We start from the raw sequence: 24,144 nt of genomic DNA, 5'->3' as shown, positions 1-24,144 counted from the left end.
TCAGCCGCACGTTGGGCCCGGTCATGCGTGCGGGTCTATGCTGGGGGCCTGATACGGCATGGGAGACACAACATGGCGACAGGGTGGGCAGGCGACGGCGCGGTCCAGGACCAGATCGACGCCACGGTCGATGACGCCATTCAGCGCGCCCGCGCGCAGCTGGGGCAGGGCCCGGGGCTGACGCACTGCGAACACTGCGAGGCCCCCATACCCGAGGCGCGGCGCAAGGCCGTACCCGGGGTGCGTCTGTGCGTGCGCTGCCAGGAGGCGGACGACGCCGCACAGCACGACGGCGGCGGTTACAACCGCCGCGGCAGCAAGGACAGCCAGCTGCGCTGATCCGTGGGCATCACCCGTCGCCCTGGATGCCGCCGGGTGCCTGCGCCGGGTCGCGCCAGCGGCGCACCGTGCGCTGGAAGAACATGTTGTTGGGCACCTGCAGCACCGTGCCTTCATGGCCGCCGTCGGTTTCCTGCAGCGTGGTGTAGATCAGGTTGACGTCGATCACCCGGCCCTTCAGACCCGGCTTTTCACCGTTCTCCAGCACTTCGATGTAGTCGTGCAGGCGGAACGGCCGGGTGGTGAAGATCAGCAGTGTGCAGAAGATGTTGGACAGCACGCTCCATGCGGCGAAGAAGGCGACCGCGCCGACGGCGGCGAAGCCGGTGAAGGCCGTCCACAGCACGGTGGCCGAAACACCGAGGATGTTCAGCACGGTGAGCAGCGCGGCGAAATAGACCACGAAGCCGGTGACCCGACGCGCGCCCATCACCATTTCCGGCGGCAGCGTGTAGTGCTCGCCAAGACGGCGGATCAACCGGCGGCCAATCAGGCGCAGCAGCCAGGCGACGGCGATGGTCAGCAGAATCAGGCCGGCGGGCTCCACGTACTGCAGCCAATCGTGGGTCCAGGCGGGCAGGCGAACTTTCATGGGGGACACATTTCCTTGCGGGGTGCGGCAGACAAGGACCCATCTTAATGCGCGGCGATGCGCGCGGCCGCATGCCCGCTCAGGCCCAGCGCGGCAGGGCGACTGCCAGGTGCCGCAGCAGCGTGGAAACGCACTGTGGCGTCTGGCCGCCCGTCTGCACGCAGATGTCCGGATGCTCGTCCTGCAGGTGCAGCTGCACCGACCACGGGCCGCCGGTCAGCGACCACGCCGCCAGCGACAACCACAATGCGCACGTACTGGATGACATGACAGTTCCTGATGGCCACCGGAGTGGAACACAGGCTTGGATGCAGCCAACGTCGAAAAGGTTTGAACATCCCGGTCGATGATGCGCTTAAACCTTTTCGGTGCCGGTGGCATCCAACGGATATGCTCGACGCCACCATGCCCGCTCCCCGCCTCGCCGACCCGGCCGACAGCGCCGACGACCACGCCCTGGTGCGTGCCGCCGTCGCTGGTGACATGGGCGCGTACGAACGCATCTACCGACGCCATGCGCCGCGTCTGAACGCGGTGCTGTGGCGGCTCTGCGGTGGCCATGCGGCGCGCGCCGAGGATGCGCTGCAGGAGACCTTCCTGCAGGCGTGGCGCGCGCTGCCCACGTTCCGCTTCGAGAGCAGCCTGGGTACCTGGCTGCACCGGATGGGCGTCAATGCGGCATTGATGGAACTGCGCGGGCGCGCCGGCGCAGATGCCCTGGAAACCGGCGAGGACAGCGCCGATGCAATGGCGGCGCTGGTGGCGCCCGACCGCTGCGCGGGCACTGTGATGGACCTGGAGCGCGCGCTGGAAACCCTGCCGCCGCGTGCGCGCGCGGTACTGGTGCTGCACGATATCGAGGGCTGGAAACACCATGAAATCGCCGATCAGCTGCAGATGGCGGTCGGCAGTTCCAAAGCCCAGCTGCACCGTGCGCGCGGTCTGTTGCGCGCACGCCTTGGAGAATCCGCATGAACGAACATGACGACCTGAGCGCGCGCCTGCGGGCGCTGCCCGACCAGCGGGTGCCCCCGGCACGGGTGTGGCAGGGTATCGCCGCGCAGCTGCACGAGGAGGCGCAACTGCGCCGCCTGGATGCGGTGCCGGCTGCCGTGCCGGCCGATGCGGTCACAGCAGAGAGGGCACGGCGCCGGCCACGGCGCTGGGCGCTGGGCGTGGGGCTCGGCCTGGCGGCGGCACTGGCGGTGCTGGTGGTGGTGCCGATGCCGACGCCGCATACCCCGCCGCCGTCGATGCTGCAGCGGCAGGCCGATGTCCTGGCCGGTGAGTACCAGCAGGCGATGGCGGCGTTGCCGGCGGCCACGTTGCCCGGCGACTACCAGCCGGCGCTGCACGAACTCGATGCCAGCGCGCGCAGCATCCGCGCGGCCATCGCCGAGAATCCGCGCTCGGGCTATCTGCTCGGGCAACTGCAGCGTACCTATGCGCTGCGGCTGGAACTGACCCAGCAGGCGGTGATGGCCGCCACTGGCATGCCCACATGAAGGAGAATCCGATGCGTACCCTGTTGCCGTTGAGTGCCACCCTGGCGCTGTTGCTGCCGTTGGCGGCGCTGGCCGATACCCACGTCGACGAGCGCCATCCGCTGGCGGCGGGCGGGCGGGTGGAAGTGAGCAATATCGCCGGCAAGGTCACCGTACGCGGCTGGGACCGCAACGAGGTGGCGCTGAGCGGCTCGATGGCCGACGGGCTGACCCTGAAGCAGGACAAGAGCACCAACCGCGTGCGCTGGGAAGTGGTCTACCCGCGCAACAGCAACACCCGGGGCGGTGCCACGCTGACGCTGCGCGTACCGCGTGCGGTGGAGGTGCAGCTGGGCACGGTGAGCGCCGATATCGACGTGTCCGAGGTCGATGTGCGTCGCCTGCAGGCCAATGCCGTCAGTGGCGACATCGCGGCAGCGGGACGCAGCGGCGAGACCACGCTGGGCACCGTCAGCGGTGGCATCCGTTCACGCGTGCAGACGCCACGGCTGGAGGTGCGCGCAGTCAGCGGCCAGGTGCAGGCCGGCGGCGGCATCAGCGGGGAGATCACGGCGGAAACGGTGTCCGGCAGCATCCGTGTGGAAGCCGAACGCGTACAGCGTTTGAGCGCTGAAGCGGTGTCGGGGAGCGTGGACGTGGCCGTGGGCGGTCTGGCGCCGGGCGGCAAGGTCGCGCTGCAGACAGTCAGCGGGTCGGTCGGGCTGGCACTGCCGGCGATGGTGTCGGCGCAGTTGAACGTGAAAACGTTCAGTGGTGGCATCCAGTCCGATGCGGGAAAGGTGGAACGGCCGCGCTATGGTCCGGGCCGCAGCCTGGATACGCGTCTGGGCGGCGGTGACGGCGACGTCTCGATCAATGCCCACTCGGGCAGCGTGCGGGTCACGCTCCGCCGCTGAGTCGTGCGGCCACCGCACCGGCCAGGGCCGGTGCGGTCGGCTGCGAGGTCAACCGGCTTTCTTCAGCGCCAGGGTGTTGCCCAGCACTTCGATCTTGCCGCCGCCCTTGCGGAAGGCAGCCAGGTCGGCAGCGATGCTGGCGCTGCTGACGGCGGTGTTGGACCCTTGCTTGCGGTCGACGCGAACGGTGTTGCCTGCCTTGGGGGAGGTCTTTGGCGTACGGGCCATGGATGCTCCTGCTATGGGTGGATCGGTGAAAAAAGCGTCGACAGATCGTGCTGTTGTCGACGGTAGTCCTGCCGCACGGTGCGGCAGTCATCGCCGCCCATCGAAAACTGGCGGCAGATCGCGGGGCGCTGCGAATAGATCGTGCAGCGCAGATGGTAGGGGTCGATCGCGGCACACCAGCCTTCGTCGTTGCGCGCCATCACGGTGCGGCCCAGTTCGTCGGTATCCAGCAGATGGCCGGGAACCGCGTCGTCGGGCATCACCGTGACCGAGAGCCGGCAGCACACCGCGTCGCAGCGGCGACAGTCGATGGGGTCCGGTTCGGCTACGATGGAAGGGGCTGGTGAAGCCAGGCGTTCGCCCAATGGAATCTCTCTTGGCGGCTCGGGGCAGTGCGTGCTGGGAACGAGCCGGATCGCAGCGTAAAAACGATCCCGGCGCCACAGGACGGGTCCACGGGGCGGCAGCATCGACAGAGACAGTGGCCTGGATCAGGCCCGGAAGGTCATGCGCATTGCGCATTGAAGCCGAAAGATGATAGCGCTTTCGGCGTAACGTTTTGTTAATGCGCGCGCTTCACGCGGCGAAAGCCTTGTGCGACAAGGGCTTCGGCGGTCTGGTGCGGCCCGCCTCAGCCGGCCACTGACGGTTCCGCCGCCGCCCATGCCAGGCCGTGCACCACACCGAAGGACGGGTTGCCGCGCACCAGGGTGGCGCCGGGGAAGGCGGCGGCGACGGCCTGCTGCAGGTAGCCGGCGCGCGACATGCCGCCGGTCAGGAAGACCGCCGCCGGATCGTGGCCGATGTCAGCGCGGACCTGCGCCAGCAGGCCGGCCAGTTCACCCATGTAGCCGCTGGCGGCCGCTTCCAGGCGCGGAGCGTCGACGTCCACGGCCAGGTCGCGTTCGATGAAGTCCAGTGCGCTGCGGTGGCCCGGCTCGCTGCTGAGGGCAATCTTGCAGCGCTCCACCTCGCGGTACAGGCGCGCGGTGTTGCCGGTGTCCTGCAGGGCCTGCAGGCGCTTGCCGAACGGGGCGTCGACGTCGCGGTAGTCGTGCTGGCGGAAATCGCGCTGTCGGGTCATGTCCTGCACCATCGCCGCCTCGACGTAGTGGTGGGTCGGTACGCGGGTGATGTTGCGGCCGAACAGCGGCATGTAGCCGCCCAGGCTCAGGGCCAGGTCGATGTCGGTACCGCCGCGCGCGATACCCCAGGCGCGGTGGATGCGCGGCGCCCGGGGGCCGCCGACGCGGGCGTGTGCGACATCGGTGGTGCCGCCGCCGATGTCCACCACCACCGCATCGTGTTCCTGCGTGCTTTCGGCGTGGTAATGCATGGCCGCCGCCGCGGGCTCCTCGAGGAAGTCGACGCTGTCGAAGCCGGCGGCGATCGCTGCGCTGTGCAGGATCTCCAGGGCCTGTGCGTTGCCTGCCTCGCCGATCGAACTGCGGAACTGCACCGGGCGGCCGAGCGTGGCGGTGCGCACCGGCGTGTCGAACTGACGCGAGGCGGTCAGACGGATGTGTTCCAGGATGTGGGTGGCGATACCGGTGATGGTCTGCCGCGCGCGCGGATGCAGGTTGTAGCCCAGCATCGATTTCGGGCTCTGCACGAGGTTGCCCTCGTTCTCTTCGAAGTAGGCTTCCAGCGCATCGTCGCCGTACACGGCGTTCTGCAGCAGGGTGGTCGAGCTGAGCGGTGCGCGCATCTGCTCTTCCATCCACTGCCGCCGCACCACCCGCAGCGCCTCGCGGCGCAGCGCGTCGTGCGGCCGTTCCTGGCCCGCGGCGCGGGCGTCGCGCGCTGCCGCGTCGACCAGGCGGGCCAGTTCGTGCTCCAGCGCCGGCGTCAGCTCGAAATCGTTGGGGTCACGCATGACCTCGGGGAAGTACACCGTGGTCCGGAACTGCTGCGCCTGCCCGAACTGGATCGGGACGACCTTGCCGTCGACCACTGCCGCGGCGGCGGAATTGCTGGTGCCAAAGTCGATGCCGATTTTCATGCGGGAGGGCCGGGCCGGTGGTCAGGGGGCGCGCACTGTGCGGCAAGGCGCCCGCCGGCGCAAGGGCGCTGGGGCAGCGGGTGCCACCGGGAGGCTACAATAGTGATCGTTGAATGCCCGAGGTTGTCCCGATGTCCGCTGTTCCCGCCTGCCCCCAATGCACCCTGGAAAATACCTACGCCGATGGCGCGCTGTGGATCTGTGCCGACTGCGGCCACGAGTGGACCGCCGGCGAAAGCGCCGGGCAGGCGCTGGTCGTCCGCGACAGCAACGGCAATGCGCTGGCGGCCGGTGACACGGTCACGGTGATCAAGGACCTGAAGGTCAAGGGGTCCTCGATCCCGCTCAAGCAGGGTACGGTGATCCGCAACATCCGCCTGGTCGATGACGACGCCGAGCACATCGAAGGCAACTCGGACAAGATCAAGGGCCTGGTCCTCAAGACCTGCTTCCTCAAGAAGGCCTGATCGCGGCGGTCATCGCGCCTGCACGTTCTGCAGGCGCCAGCGGTTCAGACTGTCCAGCTTGGCCTGGTAGCGCTGCTGCAGCGCATCCCCGCCCAGCGCCCGCGCCCGCTGCATCTCCTCGCCGGCATGCTGCGTATCGCCGACCATGAAGTAGGCGCGGGCCAGGCCGAAGTGGAACTGGTGCGCTTCCTCGTACAGGCGCACGGCGCGTTTGTAATAGCGTATCGCCTGCGCATAGTCCTGCTTCTTCTCCGCGTCGGCGCCCAGCATGTACTGCACGAACGGGTCGCGACGGTGCACAAGCGCCAGCCGGCGCGACAGCCGCTCGGCCTCACGCGTGTCGCCCATGCGGGTGTACAGCGTGCTGGCGTTGGACAGCGCCGCGGCATGCTGCGGCGCGTAGCGCAGGGCGGATCTGAAGTCGACCACGGCGGCCTGCAGGCGGCCTTCGCGCGTGTCCAGCACGCCCAGGTTGTTCCACCCCGAGGCGAACTCCGGTGACATCTGCAGCGATTGGCGGAAGTAGGCGCGTGCCAGGACCAGGTCGCCGGCGGCCATGCGGGCGGCGCCGCGGTTGTTGTAGAAATGCGCCAACGCACGTTCGCGGGTGATCTGCCTGGGGCCCTCGCGGTCGTACAGCACGTTGCGGTCCAGATCGACGACCGCGCTGCGGCCGCCCAGGTTGACGCCCGCATTGACGTGGCCAACGCTGTAGATCACGCCCTGGTCCTGGTACCAGGACACCACCTGGTTGACCTCCTGCACGTGCGCATCGATGCCGGCCTCGCGGGCCAGGCTGACGAACAGCAGGGTGAAGGCCAGGCAGTTGGCCCGCCGGGTTTCCCAGGTCTCGGCCACAGTGAGGGTGGCGTCGGCGTCGTAGCCCAGGTTCATGCCCTGCGCATCGAAGATCAGGGTGATCAGACGTTGCAGGCGCTGCTCGCGCGACAGCGACGGGGTGATCACGCGCGCGTGCAGCAGGGCCAGCAGCGCCGGCGGGATGGCCATGACCTGGTCCGGGCTGGGGATCGGCCCGGTGGCCACGACCGACACCGGGGGCAGGGGGGTGGCAGCCGGCGGCGGCGCCGTTGCGTCGGCGGCGACGGCCAGCCCGGGCACGGCCAGGGCCAGGCTCAACAGCAGGGCGGTGCTACCGGTCATGGCGGTCTCCTCGCAGCAGGGCTGGGGCCAGTCGCCGCCAGTCTATGCCCGGCGTGGGCGGTGCGCACGCCGCTCATCGGCGTATCCGGCCATCCACAGCCGGTGTGGATGGGCACCGGGTAAAGATGTGGATAACCGTCGGCGGCGCCTGCGCCGCAAGGGCGTCACGACGGTGGTGAAAAAAACGCCGGGCGCAGGGACGGGCACGGGGTTGCCAGCGCCTGCCCGCCGGCCAATCATGGTGCATGCGCTTTGAACCGATTCCGCTGCCGCCTGCCCAGCTCGCCGAGCTGGAAGCCCGCTACACCGAGCCGCCACGGGCGTACCACAACTTCGCGCACGTACAGGCGGTGCTGCGGCACTGCCTGACCGTGGCCGTGGACGGCCCCGGCTGGCAGGCGCCGGCCGAAGTGCAGCTGGCCGCGCTGTATCACGACGCGATCTACGACGCCGGGCGCAGCGACAATGAGGCGCGGTCGGCGGAGCTGGCCCGCGAGGCGATCGCGCGCTGGCTGCCGAAGCAGGGCATCGATGTCGAACGGGTGGTGCAGCTGATCGAACTGACCGCGCGCCACGGCACGCTGGCTGCGTCGGACGTGGATGCCGAGGCCGCGTTGTTCCTCGATTGCGACATGGCCATTCTCGGCGCACCGGCGCCGGTCTTCGACGCCTATGACCGTGGCATCGCAGAAGAGTACGCCGGTCACGTGCCCGGCTTCCTGTTCCGCATGCAGCGCAAGCGGTTCCTGCGGAAGGTGCTGATGAAGCCGCGCATTTTCCTGAGCGACTTTTTCCACCAGCGTCTGGACGCACCGGCGCGGTCCAACCTGCGGCGGCTGCTTGAGCGCTGAAGGTCGCGGGCTACACTGACCGGCACACCCGTTGCCTGGTCGTCCGCACGATGTCTGCGCCTGCTTGTGATCCCACCGACCCCGACCCCACCGATCCGCGTCCGCGACCGCCGGAAGAGCCGGGGCCCAACGAATGCTGCGGCAGCGGCTGCCCGCTGTGCGTGCTGGATATGTACAGCGATGAGCTGCAGCAGTACCGCGCCGCATTGGCCGCCTGGAAACTGCGCCATCCGGAGGTGCCGTGAGCCGGCCGGTGCGACCGTCCCCGCGCTGGCAGGGGGCGTTCGCGCAGGTGGCCATCCTGGCGCTGCTGCTGTTCGTGGCGACCGCGGTCTGGACGCAGGTCGCCCGTGACGACCTGGATTGGGTCCGCGCCACATTGAGCCTGTATCTGCACGGCCCCTGGGGCCTGGCCCTGCGCAGCGCCTACTGCATGCTGGCGATCGCGATCATGCTGCTGGCCATGTCGCTGCACGCCGGCAGTGGCTCGCCGCGCCGCAGTGCGGCGGCCCCGATGCTGTTCTGCGTGGCCGGGGTGGGGCTGATGGGCGTGGCGATCGGCGACAGCTGGCTGCCTGCGCATGCACCGCTGCTGGCGCCGCTGGTACACGGCATCGCCGCCAATACCGCCTTCCTGTGCGCCAGCGTGGCGATGCTGCTGCAGAGCTGGTACCTGCGTGCCGATCCTCGTTGGTCGCGCTGGGCGGGCGCGGCCTGGGGCTGGGCCTGGCTGAGCTTCGTTCTGCTGTGGCTGCATGTGCTGTGGCGCGGGCCGCCGCGCGGCGCCGGGCAGAAGGTGGTGATCGCGGCGCTGGTGGCCTGGCTGCTGGCGGTTGCCTGGCAGCAGTGGCGGCAGACCCGCGTGCAGGCCGCTCCGGCGCGGCGCTGAGCGCTGCGGCCAGTCTGTGTACATGCCCTTGGCCGGCGACCGGCGTATCGTGTGGCGCATCTATCCGAGGATGCGAGACGATGCGGCGAGCCGCGTGGGGGAAGGTGCTGGCGCTGGTGATGGTGGGCACGGCGGCAACGGCCGCGGCCACGCCGCCACGGACAGTCAGTCACGGTCGATTCCAGGACACCCCGGTGTACCTGCCCGAGGGCCATCCGCAGCGGGTGGTGGTGTGGTTCGATGGGGGCCGTGACCCGGGCCGCAGTGCCGCGCGCGTGGCCGCGCTGCGCGCGCAGGGCGCGCTGGTGGCCGTGGTCGATGTGGCCCGGCTGCGCCGCAGCGTGGCACGTGATGGCGGTGGCAGCTGCGGTTTCGGTGCGGGCGATGTCGAGAATTTCTCGCGCTGGTTCCAGGCGTACCTGCAGTTGCCCGGGTACCACCTGCCGCTGATCGGCGGGGATGGCGAAGGCGCCGAGTTGGCTTACGCGGTCGCCGCGCAGGCCGATACGCAGGTGTTCGCCGGCCTGCTGACCACCGACTTCTGTCCGGATGGCGCGCGCGAACGCATGGTCTGCGGTGCGGGCGTCAGCCACGGCCGCCTGCAGCCGACCGAATTGAGCTTCCCGTGGTTGAATGCCGCAGGTGAGGCGCATTGCCGCGCCGGTGATGCGGGGGTGTTCCTGCGCCGCGTTGCGATGGCCCGACCGTTCCAGCGCACCGCGAGCGGCGACGCCTTGCCCGGTCTGCTGGCCGCCGCGCAGGTGCTGGGTGCGCAGCAGGGTGTCAGCCTGGCGCCGCCGCCGGATGACCTCAAGGGCTTGCCGGTGGTGGAGGTGCCGTCGTCCAGGCCCGGTGACACGCTGGCCATCTTCGTGTCCGGTGATGGCGGCTGGGCGGGGCTCGACAAGGAAGTGGCCGCGGCATTGAGCGATGCGGGGGTGTCGGTGGTGGGCGTGGATTCGCTGCGCTATTTCTGGAGCGAACGCACGCCGCAGGGCTTTGCCCGCGACCTGGAGCGCATCGCTGCGCACTATCGCCAGCAATGGCAGCGCCAGCGCGTGGTGCTGATCGGGTTCTCGCAGGGCGCGGATGTGCTTCCGGCCGCGATCAACCAGCTGTCGCCGGCCACGCGCGACAGCCTGGGGATGATTGCGTTGATGTCGGTGGGGCGGAAGGCCGACTACGAATTTCACGTCAGCAACTGGCTGGGCGGTGGCGGTGACGGCCTGCCGATCGCCCCCGAAGTGGCGCGCCTGCCGCCGGGGAAGACGCTGTGCCTGTATGGCGAAGACGATGGCGACGCGTTGTGTCCGGCGTTGCCGCCGGGCAGCGCGCAGGTGATCCGGTTGCCCGGGGACCATCACTTCAAGGGTGACTACGACCGCCTGGCACAGACGCTGCTGGCGCATCTTCCGGCGCGGTAGCTGGGGGAGAGCCGACCGTGGGTCGGCTATCGCGCGCAGCGCGCGGGGTGTCGGTGGCGGTGCGGAGAGCAGCCGGGCAGAGCCCGGCTCTACGGGCGTACGTGGGGGTGACCTGGCAGGGGGAGAGCCGACCGTGGGTCGGCTATCGCGCGCAGCGCGCGGGGTGTCGGTGTCGGTGCGGAGAGCAGCCGGGCAGAGCCCGGCTCTACGGGCGTGCGTGGGGGTGACCTGGCAGGGGGAGAGCCGACCGTGGGTCGGCTATCGCGCGCAGCGCGCGGGGTGTCGGTGGCGGTGCGGAGAGCAGCCGGGCAGAGCCCGGCTCTACGGGCATGCGTGGGGGTGACCTGGCAGGGGGAGAGCGGAGCGTGGGTCGGCTATCGCGCGCAGCGCGCGGGATGTCGGTGGCGGTGCGTTATCGGCGCGGGTCCAGGGAGATCAGGCGGGTGGCGTCGAGCAGGGCGGCGGGCAGGTGCATGCCGCCCGGCGCGGCCAGGTAGCGCGAACGCCAGACCGGGGCGAACTTGGACTTGAAGCGGCGCAGCCCGCTGAAGCCATAGAAGCGTTCGCCATGCCGGGCCACCACGTTGGCAAACCGGTTCCAGCGTCCGGCCAGGCGGTGCTGGGCCAGGCCGGACAACGGCGCCATGCCCAGCGAAAAACGCTGGAAGTCGTGGTCACGGCCCCACAGGAACAGCTCGATGAACAGAAAATCCATCGTGCCCTTCGGTGCATCGTTGACGTGGCGCATCAGGTCCACCGACAGCTCGTGGCCGGCCGGCGCCTGCCACAGGTTGGCGAAGGCCACGATGCGGCCTTCCGCTTCCACCAACGCCACCGGGAAGCGCGCCAGATAGTCCGGGTCGAAGCTGCCCAGCGAGAAGCCCTTCTCGTCGCCGGCCTTGTCGTCCAGCCATGCCTGGGAAATGGCCGACAGCGCCGGCAACAGGGCCGGAACCTCCTCGGCCGGGGCCACGCGGAAACTCAGCCCGCCGCGCTTGCCGCGGTTCCAGGCCTGACGCAGGTCGGCCCGGTCGCGGCCTTCCAGTGTGAAGCCCTGCAACGGCACCATCGCCTCCTCGCCGAGCTTGACCAGGGTCAGGCCCAGGTCGAGGTAGGTCTGCCAGTGCGCTTCGCCGACCTGGTAGAACACCGGGCGCAGACCGAGCCGGTCGGCTTCCTCGCGGAAGCGCCAGATCAGCTCGCGTGCGGTCTCCGGCGGTCCCACCGGGTCGCCCATCGCGATCAGCGACCCGCCGTAGCGCTGCATCATCACAAAGCCGGTCTGTGCCGGGTCGCGCAGTACCGCCTTGTCGGCAGTGAGCACCAGGCAGGCCTGGGTGTCTTCGGCGCGCTGCAGGATCGGTGCGAGCGCGTCCAGCGTCGAGGCATCTGCCGGCGGCAGCGGGGTACGCGTGCTGTGCAGCAGCCGTGCCAGGCCGAAGATGGTCAGCGCGATGGCCACCACCAGCAGTGCGCGCAGCGCGCGCGGCGCGTTGCCGGACAGCGCGAACTGCCACCACAGCTCGTTCTGGTACTCGACATGGCTGTACACGAAGAACAGCAGCCAGATGACCGCCACCAGCACCAGCCCGAGATTGCGGATCCACGGCCACGACCAGGCTTCGTCCAGCAGCGCGCCCTGGCGGTAGAACTCGCGGCGCGAGGCCCACAATGCCGTGGCCACCAGCAGCGCGGAGAGCGCGATCAGCACCTGGCCGCCGCGCAGCCAGATCGGCAGCGGGGCGATCACGCAGATCGCCAGCGCCAGCATCCAGGCGGCATGGCTGCGCCGCTGCAGCCCCTGGCCGATCAGCAGCAGCGCCACGCCGGCCAGACTGCCGAGCAGGTGCGAGGTCTCCAGGATCGGCAGCGAGGCGGTGAGCAGATGCCGGCGCGGGGTGGGCAGCGTGCCGTCGATGACCAGCGCGGCGCCCACGCTGAAGACCGCCAGCGCGATGATCTGCGGCAGCCACGGACGCAGCGCGGTCCAGCCGGCGCGGGTGGCCCCGGCACTGGCGCGCAGTGGCCGCCGCAGCGCCGGTGCAAGCGCGAGCAGGGTGGCCAGCAGCAGGGGCACCACGTAGTAGGTCACCCGGTAGATCAGCGCGGCCGCGAGCACGGACGCAGGTGCGACCTGCGGCAACAGCTTGAGCAGGCTCCATTCGAACACGCCCAGGCCGGCCGGCACGCTGGAGATCAGCCCGGCCAGCACCGCCACCAGATACAGGCCGACGAAGCCGGGCAGTCCGGTGGGCGACTCCATCGGCAGCAGCACGTAGAACGCCGCCGCCGCCAGGACCAGTTCGACCATGCTCAACGCGGTGACGCCGAGCATGGTGCGGCGGTCGGGCAGCCACAGCGCATGGCCGCGGATGCGGAACGTGCGGCCATCGCGGCCGACCAGCAGCACGGTGACGGCATAGGCCAGCAGCCCGGCCACGCCGAACGCGCGTACGACCTGCGCCGATACCGGCAGGGCCAGCGCCGCCGCGCCGGGCTCGAGCAGGAACGCCATCGACAACAGCACCCAGGCGCCGAACACGAACCCCAACGTGCTCATCAGCACTACCTGGCCGATCTCACCCAGCGACAGGCCCGCTCCGCCATAGCCGCGCAGTCGCACCGCACCGCCGGTGAGAGCGGCGAAGCCGAGGGTCTGCCCGAGGGTGTGCGCGAGGAACGCGGTGATGCCGACGCGGGCCGGATGCAGCCGCTTGCCGCTGCGGCGCAGGCCGATCGCGTCGAAGCCGATCAGGCAGGCATAGCTGGCCAGGCCGAGCAGCACGGTCAGCGCGATCTGCCCGCCGCCCAGATGGCGGAACGCCTCACGGATGGCGCGATAGCCATGTTCGTCGAATTCGTTGGCCAGCCCGTGCAGGGCCAGCGCGAGGATGCCGAGGCTGACGATGACGGTGGCCGCGCGGCGCCAGGCGGCGCGGGAGGGCGTGGGAGCCGGGGAGGGGTCGGTCATCGGTACAGCGTGCTCCGGGGCAGGCGATGGGAGAGTCAAGGCAGCGCATGGCGGCGTGCGGGCGCATCGTGCGCCGGATGCCGGCGCTTGCCAAGGGTGCTGGCTGCGCTCACGTCGCATCGGCGACAATGCGTTCATCACCCACAGGAGTAATCGCCATGTTGGAACGCTTCGACGTCGGCCCGCGCATGTCCGAGATGACGGTGCACAACAAGGTTGCCTATCTGTCCGGGCAGATCCCCGAAGACACCAGCCAGGACATCACCGGGCAGACGCGCCAGGTGCTGGCGGAGATCGACAAGCTGCTGGCGCTGGTGGCCAGCGACAAGCAGCACATCCTGCGTGCCGAGGTGTTCCTGTCCGACATCAACGACTTTGCCGGCATGAATGCCGCGTGGGACGAATGGGTCGTGGCCGGCATGACGCCGGCGCGCGCGACGGTGGAGGCCAAGCTGGCCGATCCGTCGTGGAAGGTGGAAATCGTGGTGACGGCCGCGTTGCCGTAACCCGGCAGGGCAGGGCTCCGCGCTACGGCGTGGAGCCGTTGCCGCGGGGCAGCAGCACGATGCAGTCCACCGGGCACGGTGGCAGGCACAGGCCGCAGCCGGTGCACAGGTCGGCGATGACGGTGTGCATGTACTTGGCGCCGCCGACGATGGCGTCCACCGGGCAGGCCTGGATGCACTTGGTGCAGCCGATGCAGTCGGCCTCCACGATCAGCGCAAGCTGGTCCGGCACATGGTCGCCGCGGCTGCGGTCGAACGGAACGGCCGGCACGCCCAGCACCCGCGCCAGTGCACGCGCACCGGCATCGCCCCCTGGCGGGCAGCGCTCCACGCCCGCCTCGCCGCGTGCCATTGCCGCGGCATAGGGACGGCAGCCGTCGTAGCCGCACTGGCCGCATTGGGTCTGCGGCAACAGGCGGTCGAGGCGTTCGACCAAGGGGATGCGTGCGGTGGTCATGCGTGGCGTCGGCTGCGCGGAAGGGTCATTTCTGTGGTTTGCCGCGATACCAGCGTTCGTGGGCCAGGGCCAGCATCGGCCGGTCTTCGCGGCTGTCGCCGTAGGCATGGATGCGCAGGAAGCGCGACAGGTCGTAGCGGCGGCGGATGTGCTCGACTTTGCGTGGGCCGCAGTCGCCATCGACATAGCGACCGGTCAGGCGCCCATCGCGGATTTCCAGCCGGTTGCAGATCAGATCGATGCCGAGCGCGTCGCACCACGGGCGCAGGTACAGGTCCAGCGAACCGGACACGATCACCACGGTGTGGCGCTGCTGCAGGTGCCAGCGGATCTGTTCCAGCATCTGCGGGCGCACCACCTCGGGCAGGACGTCCCGCGCATAGCCGGCGGCCTGGGTGGCGATGTCGTCGGCATGGCGGTCGCTGAAGGTCAGGCGGGTGACGCGGGCACGGATGCGCGCGGCGGAGATCAGCTTCAGCCGGTAGGCCAGCAGCCACGGGCCGATCTTCCACCACGCCTGCGCCAACTGCTCGGGTGTGGCCACGCGGCGCAGGAAGCGGCCGTACGTGTCGCAGGTGGTGACGGTGTGGTCGAAGTCGAACAGGGCCAGTTCCATCCGATCCTCTCTGGGCTTGCGCAGGCGGGGCGGCCCTGGGGGCCACCCCGGGAGCGATCAGCGGACCGGCATGCCCGGCAGCGCGCCGCTGTCGGCATCCAGCAGCGCCAGCGCGCCACCGTCGAAACCGGCCGACAGGATCATGCCTTCGCTCAGGCCGAAGCGCATCTTGCGCGGCGCCAGGTTGGCGATGAACACCACGCTGCGGCCGACCAGCGCCTCCGGGTCGCCGTAGCTGGCACGGATGCCGGAGAAGATCTGGCGCGTGCCCAGCTCGCCGGCGTCCAGTTCAAAACGCAGCAGCTTGTCCGACCCGTCGACGAACGTGCAGGCCAGCACCTTGCCGATGCGCAGGTCGAGCTTGGCGAAGTCGTCGATGCCGATGTAGCTCGGCGCAGCGTCGCCGTCGGCGGCCGGTGCCGGTGCGGCCGGCTTGGCGGCTTTGGCCGGGGTGGCGGGAGCCGGGGTGGCGGCCTGCAGGGTGTCCTTGGAAGCGTCGGTCATGGCGTCGATCAGTTTCGGGTCGATACGGGTGAACAGGGGGGCGTACACGGCGATGGTGTGGGCGACCAGCGGCGAGGCGACATCGGTCCAGGCCTGCACGGGGGCGGCCAGGAACGTCTCGGCCTGGGCGGCGGTGGCCGGCAGCACCGGCTTGAGCGCGGTGACCAGCACGCGGAACAGGTTCAGGCCCTGGGTGCACACCGACTGCAGCTGCGCGTCGGCACCCTCCTGCTTGGCGATCACCCACGGCTTTTCATCGTCGATGTAGCGGTTGGCTTCGTCGGCCAGCGCCATCGTCTGGCGCAGCGCGGTGGCCGGATCGTTGCGCTCGTACGCCTCGCGGATCGGCGCCAGGGCAGCGACGAAACGGTCGTACTGGGCCGGGTCCGGCAGCGCGTCGGCCAGGCGGCCGTCGAAGCGCTTGCTGATGAAGCCGGCGCAGCGGCTGGCGAGGTTGACGAACTTGCCGACCAGGTCGGCGTTGACGCGGGCGATGAAGTCGCCCAGGTTCAGGTCGAGATCGTCGACGCCGCCGGAGGATTTGGCGGCGAAGTAGTAGCGCAGCGCTTCCGGTTCAAGACCGGCGTCGAGGTAGGTGCGCGCCATCACGAAGGTGCCGCGCGACTTGGACATCTTGGCGCCATCCACGGTGAGGTAGCCGTTGACGTGCAGGCGGGTGGGCGCGCGGTGGCCGGTGCCGTGCAGTACGGCTGGCCAGAACAGGCCGTGGAAGTTGACGATGTCCTTGCCGATGAAGTGGTGCAGTTCGGTGGCGGTGCCGGCGCGCAGGTGCGCGTCGAAGTCTTCGCCGGTCCTGGCGCACAGCGCCTTGAAGCTGGACAGGTAGCCGATCGGCGCATCCAACCAGACGTAGAAGTACTTGCCGGGATGGCCGGGAATCTGGAAACCGAAGTAGGGCGCGTCGCGGGAGATGTCCCAGGCACGCAGGCCGCCCTCGGCATTGAGCCACTCGCCGAGCTTGGCCTTGACGCCGGGCAGGGCGACGTCGCCCGCCAGCCACTCGCGCAGGAAACCTTCGAAGCGGCCCACCTCGAAGAAGAAGTGTTCGGAGTCGCGGATTTCCGGGGTGGCACCGGAGATGACCGACTTCGGTTCCTTCAGGTCGGTGGGGCTGTAGGTGGCGCCGCAGACTTCGCAGTTGTCGCCGTACTGGTCGGCGCTGCCGCAGGTGGGGCAGATGCCCTTGATGTAGCGGTCGGGCAGGAACATGCCCTTGGCCGGATCGTAGAACTGGGCCACGGAACGACGCGCGATGTGACCTTCCGCCTCGAGCTTGAGGTAGAAGGCTTCAGTCAGGGCCTTGTTGGTGGCCGAGTTGGTCGAGTCGTAGTGATCGAAGGCGACGCCGAACGCGGCGAAGTCGCGCTCGTGGCTGGCCTGGATGTTGGCGATGAAGGCTTCCGGGGTCACACCGGCCTTTTCGGCCGCGAGCATGATCGGGGTGCCGTGGGTATCGTCGGCGCACACGAACCAGGTCTTGCCGCCGCTCATTCGCCGCGCGCGCACCCAGATGTCAGCCTGGATGTAGCCGACCAGGTGGCCCAGGTGGAGCGGGCCGTTGGCGTAGGGCAGGGCGGTGGTGACGAGAGCGGTGCGGGTCATGGGAAGCGCTGTTGCCTTGGGGACCGGGGATTATCGCACGGAGGGGCGTATGCGCCCCCAGCCTGTGCCGCGTGGGCCAGCGCGCACGGCCAAACGTCAACGACGCCCGTTCGGGGTGGGGTGCCGGAAATGCAGAAGGCCGACGCGGAAAACCGCGTCGGCCTTCTTCACACGTGCAGCAACGGCGGACGTTTTACTCGCGCACCCAGGTCTGGGCGCGGCAGATGAAGGCCACGCAGCCGGACACGTCGAGCTTGGCGCCGCCGGTCTGCAGCTTCATCTTGGACTTGTACGTCTTGCCGTTGGCCGGGTCCAGGATGGTGCCGCCGGACCAGGCGCTGGCGCCGTCGGCCTTGAGGTTCCACAGGATGGTCATGCCCTTGACCGGCTTGTTCTTGTTGGCGCCTTCGCAGCCGTCACAGACCGGGTTGGGACCCTTGTCCGAATGCAGGATCTCGACCACTTTGCCGGTCAGGGTGCCATTGGTGGCCTGGGTGATCTCGACGATCGATTTCACCTTGCCGGTCTTGTCATCGATGGTCTTCCAGCGGCCGACGGCGCTGTCGGCGGCGTTGGCCGACAGGGCGGCCATGACCAGCGGCAGTGCCAGCAGCAGCGTCTTGAAGGTCTTGCGCATGTTCCCCTCCCAGGGATGTCCGTGAATGCCGGCGCGGGGCCGGTACAGGGCCGACTGTATACCCATTCGCTCCGGTACGGAACGTGTCGGCGGCAGACGTCAGCCGGGGTCGGCCGGGATCTCGTACAGCTCCAGCGGCAGGCCGTCCGGATCGGCGAAGAAGGTGAAACGGCGGCCGGTGTATTCATCGGTGCGGATCGGCTCGCAGGGGACGCCCGCGGCGGCCAGGCGGGCGATCATCGGTTCCAGTGTCGCGACCCGGAACGCGAGGTGGCGCAGGCCCTGCGCTTCGGGGCGGCTGGGCCGTGGCGGCGCGTCGGGGAACGAGAACAGTTCCAGTTGACTGCCGTCGGGCAGGGCGAGGTCGAGTTTCCAGGAGTCGCGCGCGGCCCGATGGTTCTCGGCCAGCACGCGCAGGCCGAGCACCCCGGTGTAGAAGGCGCGGGAGCGGGCGTAGTCCGATCCGATCAGCGCCACGTGGTGGACGCCAAGCAGGCCGGTAGCGTCGGGAGGCGTCATTGCAGGGTGTCCAGCCAGCGCTGCGCGATCTTCAGTGCCAGCGGATAGGGTTCGGGGCCGTCGCGGTTGGCGAGGATGATCACGGTCAGGTGCCGCTCCGGGTAGCGCAGGATGACGTTGCGGAAGCCGATGCTCTCACCGCTGTGCCACTGTGCACCGCCGTTGAGGCGCCAGCCGAAACCGTAGAACGGGACATCCGGCTCGTCGGTGCGGGTGGCGGGGGTGAACGCCTGTTGCCGCCACGGCGCCTGGAGCAGGCGGTCGTCGTACAGCGCCGCATCCCAGCGGGCCAGGTCGTCGAGCGAGGAATAGAGGCCACCGTCGCCAAGCACGGCGCTGGTGGGGCTCTGGTCGGTGCGCTGCCAGTGGCCGTCGACCGGGCTGTAGCGGTAGGCGCGGTCGGTGACGGCGTCCACGCCGTCCTGGTGGGCGACCGTCCCGGCCATGCCCAGTGGCAGGAAGATGCGCTGGCGCAGGAAAGTGGCGAAGTCCTGGCCGGACGCCCTGCCGACCACCAGGGCCAGCAAGGCATAGCCGCTGTTGCTGTAGCGGTAGGTGCTGCCCGGTGCGAACAGGGTGCGGTTCTGGCCTTCGAGCAGACGCAGCACGTCGGCATCGTGGACCTGGGCGGTACTGCCGGACGGCATCAGGTCTTCGTAGTCGAGCAGGCCGCTGGTGTGGCTGAGCAGGTGGCGCAGGGTGACCGCGTCGGCGGCGGCCGGCAGGGACGGCAGCCAGCGCCGCACCGGGTCGTCCAGTGTCAGCGTGCCGTCCTGGGCCAGCAGCAGGATCGCCGCCGCAGTGAACTGCTTGCTGACCGAGGCGAGCCGGAAGTTGCTGCGCGGGGTGACCGGGGTGGCGTCCTCGACCACGGCCAGGCCGTAGCCGCGGCGGAACACCGGCACGCCGTCGTGCAGCACCAGCACGGCCGCGCCGGGGACCTGGCCGTCATAGCGGGCCATCAGTGCATCGATGCCCGGGTCGGGCGGCGTCAGCGCCGGCGCGGCGGCCGTGTGGGCCGCCGCAAGCAGGCCGCCGCACAGCAGATGGAACCAGGCACGCGGGCGGCGGGCAGGGTGCATGGCGGCGTCGCGTCGATCAGGGCGTGGGACTGGCGCTGCCGCCAGCCTGCTCGCTGGCAATCCAGCGGACGATCTTGGCATCGAGGATGTCCAGCGGCATGGAGCCGTCACGCAGGATCTCCTCATGGAAGCGGCGCAGGTCGAAGCGCGGGCCCAGCGCGGCCTTCGCCGTCTCGCGCAGCTCCATCATCTTCAGCTCGCCCAGGCCGTTGGCCAGGGTCTGCCCGGGCAGGGCCATGAACCGTTCGACTTCGGCGGTGGCGTCGTCGACCGGCAGGTCGGCCGTTTTGACCAGGTAGTCCACGGCCTGGCGCTTGCTCCAGCCTTGCGCATGCACGCCGGTGTCGGCGGCCATGCGCGCGGCGCGGGTCAGCGCGCCCTGCAGGTAGGCGATGCGCTCGTACGGGTCCTGGTAGACGCCCAGTTCCTCGCCCAGCGATTCGGCATACAGGCCCCAGCCTTCGACGAAGGCAATGTCGCCACCGAGGCGGCGGAAGCGCGGCAGTTTGTCCAGCTCCTGCTGCAGCCCCAGCTGCACATGATGGCCGGGGATGCCTTCGTGCAGGTACTGCATCGGGGCCGCCCAGCGCCGGCGGCTGGGCAGCTCGCCGGTGTTGACGTAGAGGATGCCCGGACGCATGCCGTCCGGCAGCGGCGGCTGGTAGCTGACCGCGGCGGCGGTGGCGGCGCGCTCGGCTTCCACCGCGCGGATCTCCATCGGCGCCTTGGGCAGCGTGCCGAGCAGGCCCGGCAGACGCGCGTTGACCTGCCCCTGCAACTGCTTGTACCGGGCAAGCAGCGCATCGGCGTTGGCGTACTGGAAATCGCGGTCGGTGCGCATGTTGCGCAGCATCTTCTGCTGCGAGCCGCGGATGCGGTTGTCCTTCATGATCGTGGCGATCTGCGCCTGCAGCGCGCTCACGCGCTGCTCGGCCAGGGCGTGGATCTGCACCGGCGTCAGCGTGGACGCCGTGCTCTGCACGATGTTCTGCGCATACCAGGCCTGGCCGTTGGGCAGCGCCGACAGACCGTCGCTGGCGCGGGTGGCGGGCAGGTATTCGGTGGCGATGAAGCCGCGCAGCGCACGGTAGGCCGGCATGATGCGGTACTCGATCATGCGCTTGTATTCGGCGGCGATGCGCGCCTTGTCGGCAGCGGAGAAGTCGTCCGGGAGGTTGCGTACCGGTGCCCAGAAAATGCTCTCTTCGGCGGTCGGCTTGATCACGGCATCCAGCTGCGGAAGCACCTTCTCCATCAGATCGCGCGGCTGCACCACGCCGGCCGCCATGCCCTGGCGCATGTTGGCGATGGCCTGATCGAACAGCGGCGGAATGCCCAGCGAGCGGCGCGACCACGTGTCGTAGTCCTGCACGGTGTTGAATGGCTGGGCGCCCGAGCCGGAGCCGAGGATGGCCATGATGCTGCCCAGGTTGTAGTACTGGCTCACCGGCAGCATCCAGCCCGGGTACTGCTCGGCGGCCAGCGACATGCGCGCGTCGCGTACGAAGATCTCGTAGCTCAGCAGGTCCTGCCCGGTCAGGCCGTCCGGGCCGATCTTCTCCACTTTGCCCAGCCACTCCACGCTGAAATCATGGGATTGCTGGCGGTAGGCGGCCGACAGGATGTTGGGCAACTGGTCGTTGTGTCGCGCATCGCCCTGGAACGTGGCCTGCAGCGGGTTGAGCCGCATCGCGGCATCCCAGTATTCGTCGTAGATGCGGTTGAGCTGGGCGGCCTTGGTCTGCTGGCGCACCAGCGGCTGGCGGGCAGGGGGCGCCGCAGGCCGGGCACGCGGTTTGGCCTTTGGCTTGGCGGCGGCGCGGGTCTGCGCGGCCGCGGGCCGGCTGGTCTTCTTCTTGGCGGCTTCGGCCGGCGCGGCAGCGCTGAACACCAGCAGGGCGGCAATGGCAAGCGCCAGGGCGCGGGCGGGGTGGGGCATCGGCTACTTCCGTGAACGCACAGACACGGGAGCTTGCCCGATTCGACCGGATACGGCCAGCGCAGGTGCCTGGTCAGGTTCGCGCCGTATGGCGCTCAGTCAGCCGCCGCGTCGGCGCGCAGCTGTGCGGCGCGCCCGGCGCCAAGATAACGGGTGATCGCACGGCGCATCAGGTACAGCACGGGAATCAGTGCGATCGCAAAGGCCATCTTGTACAGGTAATTGACGCTGCTCACCGCCAGGAACAGCGAGGTGGGCCACTGCTGCGGGCCCAGTACAAAGGCGATCCAGATCACTACGAAGCTGTCCACCAGTTGCGACACCGCGGTGGAGCCGGTCGCGCGCAGCCACACATGGCGCTCGCCGGTGGCGCGGCGGATGCGGTGGAACACGGCCACGTCGATCAACTGCCCGAACAGGAACGCCACCAGCGAGCCGGCGATGGTCCACATGCCCTGGCCGAACACCGCCGCAAACGCGGCCTGGTAATCGGGCACGCCGTGCGCGCGCATGGAGGTGACCCACCAGTCGGCAGGAACCAGCGAGATCGCGGCGAATGCGAAGAGAAACCCGTAGGTGATCAGCGCCACCGCCAGCCACGAGATGAACTTCACGCCACGCCGGCCGAAGAACTCGTTGATGGTGTCGGTCATGATGAACACCACCGGCCACAGCAGCGTGCCGGCGGTGAAGCTGAGCGAACCGGTCTGGCCGAACAGGTTCCAGTTGAACGCAGACACACCCAGTGTGTCTTCCAGCGCGAAGATCTTGACGCCGATGAACTCGGCCAGCACCGCGTTGGCGCAGAAGAACGCGGCCAGCGCGATGAACAGCAGGACCGCGCGATCCTGCAGCGGCCGCGCGCTCATGTCAGCGGTCGCCGGCGCGGGTGAATGGCACCGATTCCGGCGCGACCGCGCCGCCGGAGATGATGAAGCTCATCGCCTGGTCCACGGTCCAGTCGGTGGGCGTGAGCAGTTCCACCGGCACGATCTCCAGGTAGCCGGAGGTCGGGTTGGGCGTGGTGGGCACGTAGACGGCCGCCAGCTCGCGGCCGGTGCCCTGCTCGCGGATCACCCGCGTCACCAGCCCCACCGACTTCATGTCGCGGTGGGGGAAATCGATCAGCACCACGCGCTGGGTGCTGCCCGGTTCGGTCTGCAGCATGTCGAGCAGTTTCTTGGCGCTGTCGTAGATGATGCTGGCCAGCGGAATACGGCGGATCACCGCACCAAACCAGCGCAGCAGGCGCTGGCCGATCACGCGGCGGCTGAGCACGCCGACACTGAGGATCACCAGCAGCGTAGCGCCCAGACCGATCAGGTTCTGCATCCACTCGACCTTGATCCAGCCGAGATAGTGCGGGAAGGACGCGGCGATCTGCGCCGACAGCGGCACCACCACCGGGCTGCTGATGCCCGACAGCAGCACGAAGACGAATTTGACCACGACCCATGTCAGCCAGATCGGCAGCAGGGTCAGCAGGCCGGTCAGGAACAACCGCTGCAGGGAGGGGCGCGGAACGAGTTGGGGGGCTTCGGGCGACATCCGCGCATTGTAGCGGCGGCGTGGCTGCGTTTACGCTGGTTGATTCGGGCAATCGTCGCGAACAGGGGAAATGCTGTGACCAAACCGATGCGTGTGGCGGCAACAGGAATCGGGGTGCTGATGCTGCTGGCTGCAGGCACGTGGCTGGCCGCGCGGCTGTGGCCGGTCCCGCAGGCGCACCAGGACGCCCTGCAGCTGCTGCGCGCGGCGCCCCCGGTGGACGGCCGTAGCGGCGCGGCGGCGGTGTGGACGCTGGGGTTTGACGGCATGGACGCGGCGGCCCGTGAGCAGGTCCTGGCCGAGGACCTGACGCGTTGGCAGCAGGGCGCGCCCGGCAGGCGACCACAGGCGTCGGTGGCCGAAGAGCGTTTCCCGCGCCCGGCCATCACCGCCGCGTTCGGTTGCGGCCAGCGTGGCATCGGCTGCCTGGCGGCGGTACGCGCCGATCCGGCCGCGTTCGCCGCCGCCCATGTCGGCCACGAGGCGTTGCACATGCGCGTGGCCGAGCTGTCGCAGTTCGACCACTACGCGCTGCCCTTCCGCGCCTACGACACCGACCTGATGACGCCGCTGCCGTCGATGCAGCCGCTGCTCGACACGCTGTCGGCCAATGCGTTGGCACATGTGCAGGGCGATACCCCGCGCGCGCTGCAGGGAACGTGCGCGGACATCCTGACCGGGCGCCGCCTGGTCGGGCGCGGCGACAACCTGTTGTTCAGCATGATCGGCGCGGCCCTGCTGGAGGGCCAGGCGCATCTGCTCGCCGACCTGCTGGCCGAGCTGCCTGCCGATGCGGCGCTGCCGCCGGTCTGCACGGCGGCCCTGCAGCCCATGACCGTGCCCGAGCAGAGTCTGTGCACGGCCATGCGCGGCGAGTTCGCGATGGGACAGGCAGCGCTGCGCACCTCCGAGCAGGGCAGTGTGCTGCAGCCACTGGTGTTCAATCTGGCACGGACCGAGGCGCGCTTCGCGCCCCACTATGCCTGGGCCTGTGACGCGGCGGCGATGCAGGCGTTGGCCGACGACCGGCCGCTGCGCGAACCGGCCCCGCAGCCAGCGGGATTCGACTGTGTGGCCAACGCCCTGGGCTGCCGTTTGGCGGCGATCGGGGCGATGACGATGCGACCCTATGCGGATCGTGCGCAGGACAGTGCGGCGATGCTGCGCCTGGTCGCCGCCCAGCGCTGGCTCCGCCAGCAAGCCGATCCGCCGGCGCAGGCACTGCCGCGGCTGCCCGCGTCGATGCGCTCCTCCGCCCGCACCCCGGTGCTCAGCCCCGACGGCCGCTGGCTGCAGATTCCGCGCCGTGCCACGGCCCGGCCGGATGAAGGGATCACGGCGATGCTGCAGGTGCCGATGCCGGCCACGGCGCCCTGACGGGGCGCGTC

The 24,144-nt window shown here is 69.6% G+C and carries 27 protein-coding genes; 11 read left to right on the top strand and 16 right to left on the bottom strand.

Translation table 11 applies throughout. The features are described from left to right. Positions 1–72 precede the first annotated feature (72 nt). A complete protein-coding gene (locus ACPEH1_RS04570) occupies positions 73–339 on the top strand; it encodes a DksA/TraR family C4-type zinc finger protein (protein ID WP_017356543.1) in 267 nt (88 codons plus the stop codon). A gap of 10 nt (positions 340–349) precedes the next feature. Here ACPEH1_RS04570 and ACPEH1_RS04565 read toward each other — a convergent pair whose 3' ends face one another. Together ACPEH1_RS04565 and ACPEH1_RS04560 are read right to left on the bottom strand one after the other, a co-directional pair. Continuing rightward, positions 350–931 carry a mechanosensitive ion channel family protein gene (locus ACPEH1_RS04565; RefSeq protein ID WP_017356544.1) on the bottom strand — a complete coding sequence of 194 codons (582 nt, stop codon included), beginning with the start codon at positions 929–931 and terminating at the stop codon, positions 350–352. Between the two features lie 79 nt (positions 932–1,010). Continuing rightward, entirely contained in the window at positions 1,011–1,199 is a 189-nt protein-coding gene (locus ACPEH1_RS04560; protein ID WP_136003139.1) for a hypothetical protein, read from the bottom strand. Positions 1,200–1,321: 122 nt separating this feature from the next. Between ACPEH1_RS04560 and ACPEH1_RS04555 the strand changes: the two genes are divergently transcribed. The 3 genes from ACPEH1_RS04555 to ACPEH1_RS04545 are packed head-to-tail and all read left to right on the top strand — an operon-like array spanning position 1,322 to position 3,332. Further along, positions 1,322–1,906, top strand: coding sequence for an RNA polymerase sigma factor (locus ACPEH1_RS04555; protein ID WP_017356546.1), 585 nt, complete (start codon positions 1,322–1,324; stop codon positions 1,904–1,906). Continuing rightward, positions 1,903–2,436, top strand: a complete 534-nt coding sequence (locus tag ACPEH1_RS04550) for a hypothetical protein (RefSeq protein WP_017356547.1) — start codon at positions 1,903–1,905, stop codon at positions 2,434–2,436. Before ACPEH1_RS04555 ends, ACPEH1_RS04550 begins: the two co-directional genes overlap by 4 nt. Before the next feature lie 11 nt (positions 2,437–2,447). Then, on the top strand, positions 2,448–3,332 hold the full coding sequence (locus ACPEH1_RS04545; protein WP_026070840.1) for a DUF4097 family beta strand repeat-containing protein: 885 nt from the start codon (positions 2,448–2,450) through the stop codon (positions 3,330–3,332). 48 nt (positions 3,333–3,380) lie between these two features. On the opposite strand, the gene ACPEH1_RS04540 is transcribed toward ACPEH1_RS04545, so the two are convergent. The 3 genes from ACPEH1_RS04540 to ACPEH1_RS04530 form a co-directional block, all read right to left on the bottom strand. Continuing rightward, positions 3,381–3,560 (bottom strand): hypothetical protein, encoded by a 180-nt coding sequence (locus ACPEH1_RS04540; protein ID WP_017356549.1) that lies wholly within the window; start codon positions 3,558–3,560, stop codon positions 3,381–3,383. Positions 3,561–3,571: 11 nt separating this feature from the next. Then, the gene (locus tag ACPEH1_RS04535; RefSeq protein WP_082316410.1) at positions 3,572–3,871 is read right to left on the bottom strand and encodes a YkgJ family cysteine cluster protein; all 300 of its coding nucleotides are present in this window, start codon (positions 3,869–3,871) and stop codon (positions 3,572–3,574) included. 320 nt (positions 3,872–4,191) lie between these two features. Further along, positions 4,192–5,562, bottom strand: coding sequence for an Hsp70 family protein (locus ACPEH1_RS04530; protein WP_136003140.1), 1,371 nt, complete (start codon positions 5,560–5,562; stop codon positions 4,192–4,194). A gap of 131 nt (positions 5,563–5,693) precedes the next feature. Here ACPEH1_RS04530 and ACPEH1_RS04525 point away from each other — a divergent pair, with 131 nt between their 5' ends. Continuing rightward, positions 5,694–6,029 (top strand): zinc ribbon domain-containing protein YjdM, encoded by a 336-nt coding sequence (locus tag ACPEH1_RS04525; RefSeq protein WP_136003141.1) that lies wholly within the window; start codon positions 5,694–5,696, stop codon positions 6,027–6,029. A gap of 9 nt (positions 6,030–6,038) precedes the next feature. Here ACPEH1_RS04525 and ACPEH1_RS04520 read toward each other — a convergent pair whose 3' ends face one another. Next, positions 6,039–7,190, bottom strand: coding sequence for a tetratricopeptide repeat protein (locus ACPEH1_RS04520; RefSeq protein ID WP_153165211.1), 1,152 nt, complete (start codon positions 7,188–7,190; stop codon positions 6,039–6,041). 245 nt (positions 7,191–7,435) lie between these two features. On the opposite strand from ACPEH1_RS04520, the gene ACPEH1_RS04515 reads away from it, so the two are divergent. From ACPEH1_RS04515 to ACPEH1_RS04500, 4 genes are all read left to right on the top strand, one after another. Beyond that, a complete protein-coding gene (locus ACPEH1_RS04515; RefSeq protein WP_017356326.1) occupies positions 7,436–8,041 on the top strand; it encodes an HD domain-containing protein in 606 nt (201 codons plus the stop codon). A gap of 50 nt (positions 8,042–8,091) precedes the next feature. Next, positions 8,092–8,286 carry an oxidoreductase-like domain-containing protein gene (locus ACPEH1_RS04510; RefSeq protein ID WP_026070810.1) on the top strand — a complete coding sequence of 65 codons (195 nt, stop codon included), beginning with the start codon at positions 8,092–8,094 and terminating at the stop codon, positions 8,284–8,286. Continuing rightward, positions 8,283–8,930, top strand: coding sequence for a DUF998 domain-containing protein (locus ACPEH1_RS04505; RefSeq protein ID WP_262071697.1), 648 nt, complete (start codon positions 8,283–8,285; stop codon positions 8,928–8,930). The genes ACPEH1_RS04510 and ACPEH1_RS04505 overlap by 4 nt, the downstream gene beginning before the upstream one ends. An 80-nt stretch (positions 8,931–9,010) precedes the next feature. Further along, the gene (locus ACPEH1_RS04500; protein WP_136003143.1) at positions 9,011–10,354 is read left to right on the top strand and encodes a virulence factor family protein; all 1,344 of its coding nucleotides are present in this window, start codon (positions 9,011–9,013) and stop codon (positions 10,352–10,354) included. 412 nt (positions 10,355–10,766) lie between these two features. Here the strand turns inward: ACPEH1_RS04500 and mprF are convergent, their stop codons facing one another. Further along, positions 10,767–13,325 (bottom strand): bifunctional lysylphosphatidylglycerol flippase/synthetase MprF, encoded by a 2,559-nt coding sequence (gene mprF / locus ACPEH1_RS04495; RefSeq protein WP_166473308.1) that lies wholly within the window; start codon positions 13,323–13,325, stop codon positions 10,767–10,769. A 158-nt stretch (positions 13,326–13,483) separates the two neighbouring features. On the opposite strand from mprF, the gene ACPEH1_RS04490 reads away from it, so the two are divergent. Next, entirely contained in the window at positions 13,484–13,831 is a 348-nt protein-coding gene (locus tag ACPEH1_RS04490) for a RidA family protein (RefSeq protein WP_017357406.1), read from the top strand. Positions 13,832–13,853: 22 nt separating this feature from the next. Here the strand turns inward: ACPEH1_RS04490 and rnfB are convergent, their stop codons facing one another. The 9 genes from rnfB to ACPEH1_RS04445 form a co-directional block, all read right to left on the bottom strand. Next, positions 13,854–14,288: an Rnf electron transport complex subunit RnfB gene (rnfB, locus tag ACPEH1_RS04485; RefSeq protein ID WP_017357407.1), complete on the bottom strand. Its 435-nt coding sequence runs from the start codon at positions 14,286–14,288 to the stop codon at positions 13,854–13,856. A gap of 25 nt (positions 14,289–14,313) precedes the next feature. Beyond that, on the bottom strand, positions 14,314–14,904 hold the full coding sequence (locus ACPEH1_RS04480) for an HAD family hydrolase (RefSeq protein ID WP_017357408.1): 591 nt from the start codon (positions 14,902–14,904) through the stop codon (positions 14,314–14,316). Positions 14,905–14,961: 57 nt separating this feature from the next. Beyond that, positions 14,962–17,031, bottom strand: coding sequence for a methionine--tRNA ligase (gene metG, locus ACPEH1_RS04475; RefSeq protein WP_423715334.1), 2,070 nt, complete (start codon positions 17,029–17,031; stop codon positions 14,962–14,964). Positions 17,032–17,224: 193 nt separating this feature from the next. Beyond that, positions 17,225–17,668 (bottom strand): DUF2147 domain-containing protein, encoded by a 444-nt coding sequence (locus tag ACPEH1_RS04470; RefSeq protein ID WP_017357410.1) that lies wholly within the window; start codon positions 17,666–17,668, stop codon positions 17,225–17,227. 99 nt (positions 17,669–17,767) lie between these two features. Continuing rightward, positions 17,768–18,187, bottom strand: a complete 420-nt coding sequence (locus tag ACPEH1_RS04465; protein ID WP_017357411.1) for a VOC family protein — start codon at positions 18,185–18,187, stop codon at positions 17,768–17,770. Then, the gene (locus tag ACPEH1_RS04460; protein WP_423715333.1) at positions 18,184–19,269 is read right to left on the bottom strand and encodes a serine hydrolase domain-containing protein; all 1,086 of its coding nucleotides are present in this window, start codon (positions 19,267–19,269) and stop codon (positions 18,184–18,186) included. Before ACPEH1_RS04460 ends, ACPEH1_RS04465 begins: the two co-directional genes overlap by 4 nt. Positions 19,270–19,285: 16 nt before the next feature. Further along, positions 19,286–21,208, bottom strand: coding sequence for a DUF885 domain-containing protein (locus ACPEH1_RS04455; RefSeq protein WP_423715332.1), 1,923 nt, complete (start codon positions 21,206–21,208; stop codon positions 19,286–19,288). A gap of 95 nt (positions 21,209–21,303) precedes the next feature. Then, positions 21,304–22,077 carry a queuosine precursor transporter gene (locus ACPEH1_RS04450; protein WP_017357414.1) on the bottom strand — a complete coding sequence of 258 codons (774 nt, stop codon included), beginning with the start codon at positions 22,075–22,077 and terminating at the stop codon, positions 21,304–21,306. 1 nt (position 22,078) lies between these two features. Continuing rightward, positions 22,079–22,756 carry a DUF502 domain-containing protein gene (locus ACPEH1_RS04445; RefSeq protein ID WP_017357415.1) on the bottom strand — a complete coding sequence of 226 codons (678 nt, stop codon included), beginning with the start codon at positions 22,754–22,756 and terminating at the stop codon, positions 22,079–22,081. 120 nt (positions 22,757–22,876) lie between these two features. Between ACPEH1_RS04445 and ACPEH1_RS04440 the strand changes: the two genes are divergently transcribed. Next, a complete protein-coding gene (locus ACPEH1_RS04440) occupies positions 22,877–24,133 on the top strand; it encodes a hypothetical protein (RefSeq protein ID WP_287252589.1) in 1,257 nt (418 codons plus the stop codon). Positions 24,134–24,144: the final 11 nt, after the last annotated feature.

This window comes from Stenotrophomonas sp. NPDC077421, assembly GCF_049545505.1.
GTDB classification, from domain to species: domain Bacteria; phylum Pseudomonadota; class Gammaproteobacteria; order Xanthomonadales; family Xanthomonadaceae; genus Stenotrophomonas; species Stenotrophomonas nematodicola.
Note: the sequence above shows the minus strand (reverse complement) of the source record. Positions and strands in the feature narration are given on the sequence as shown.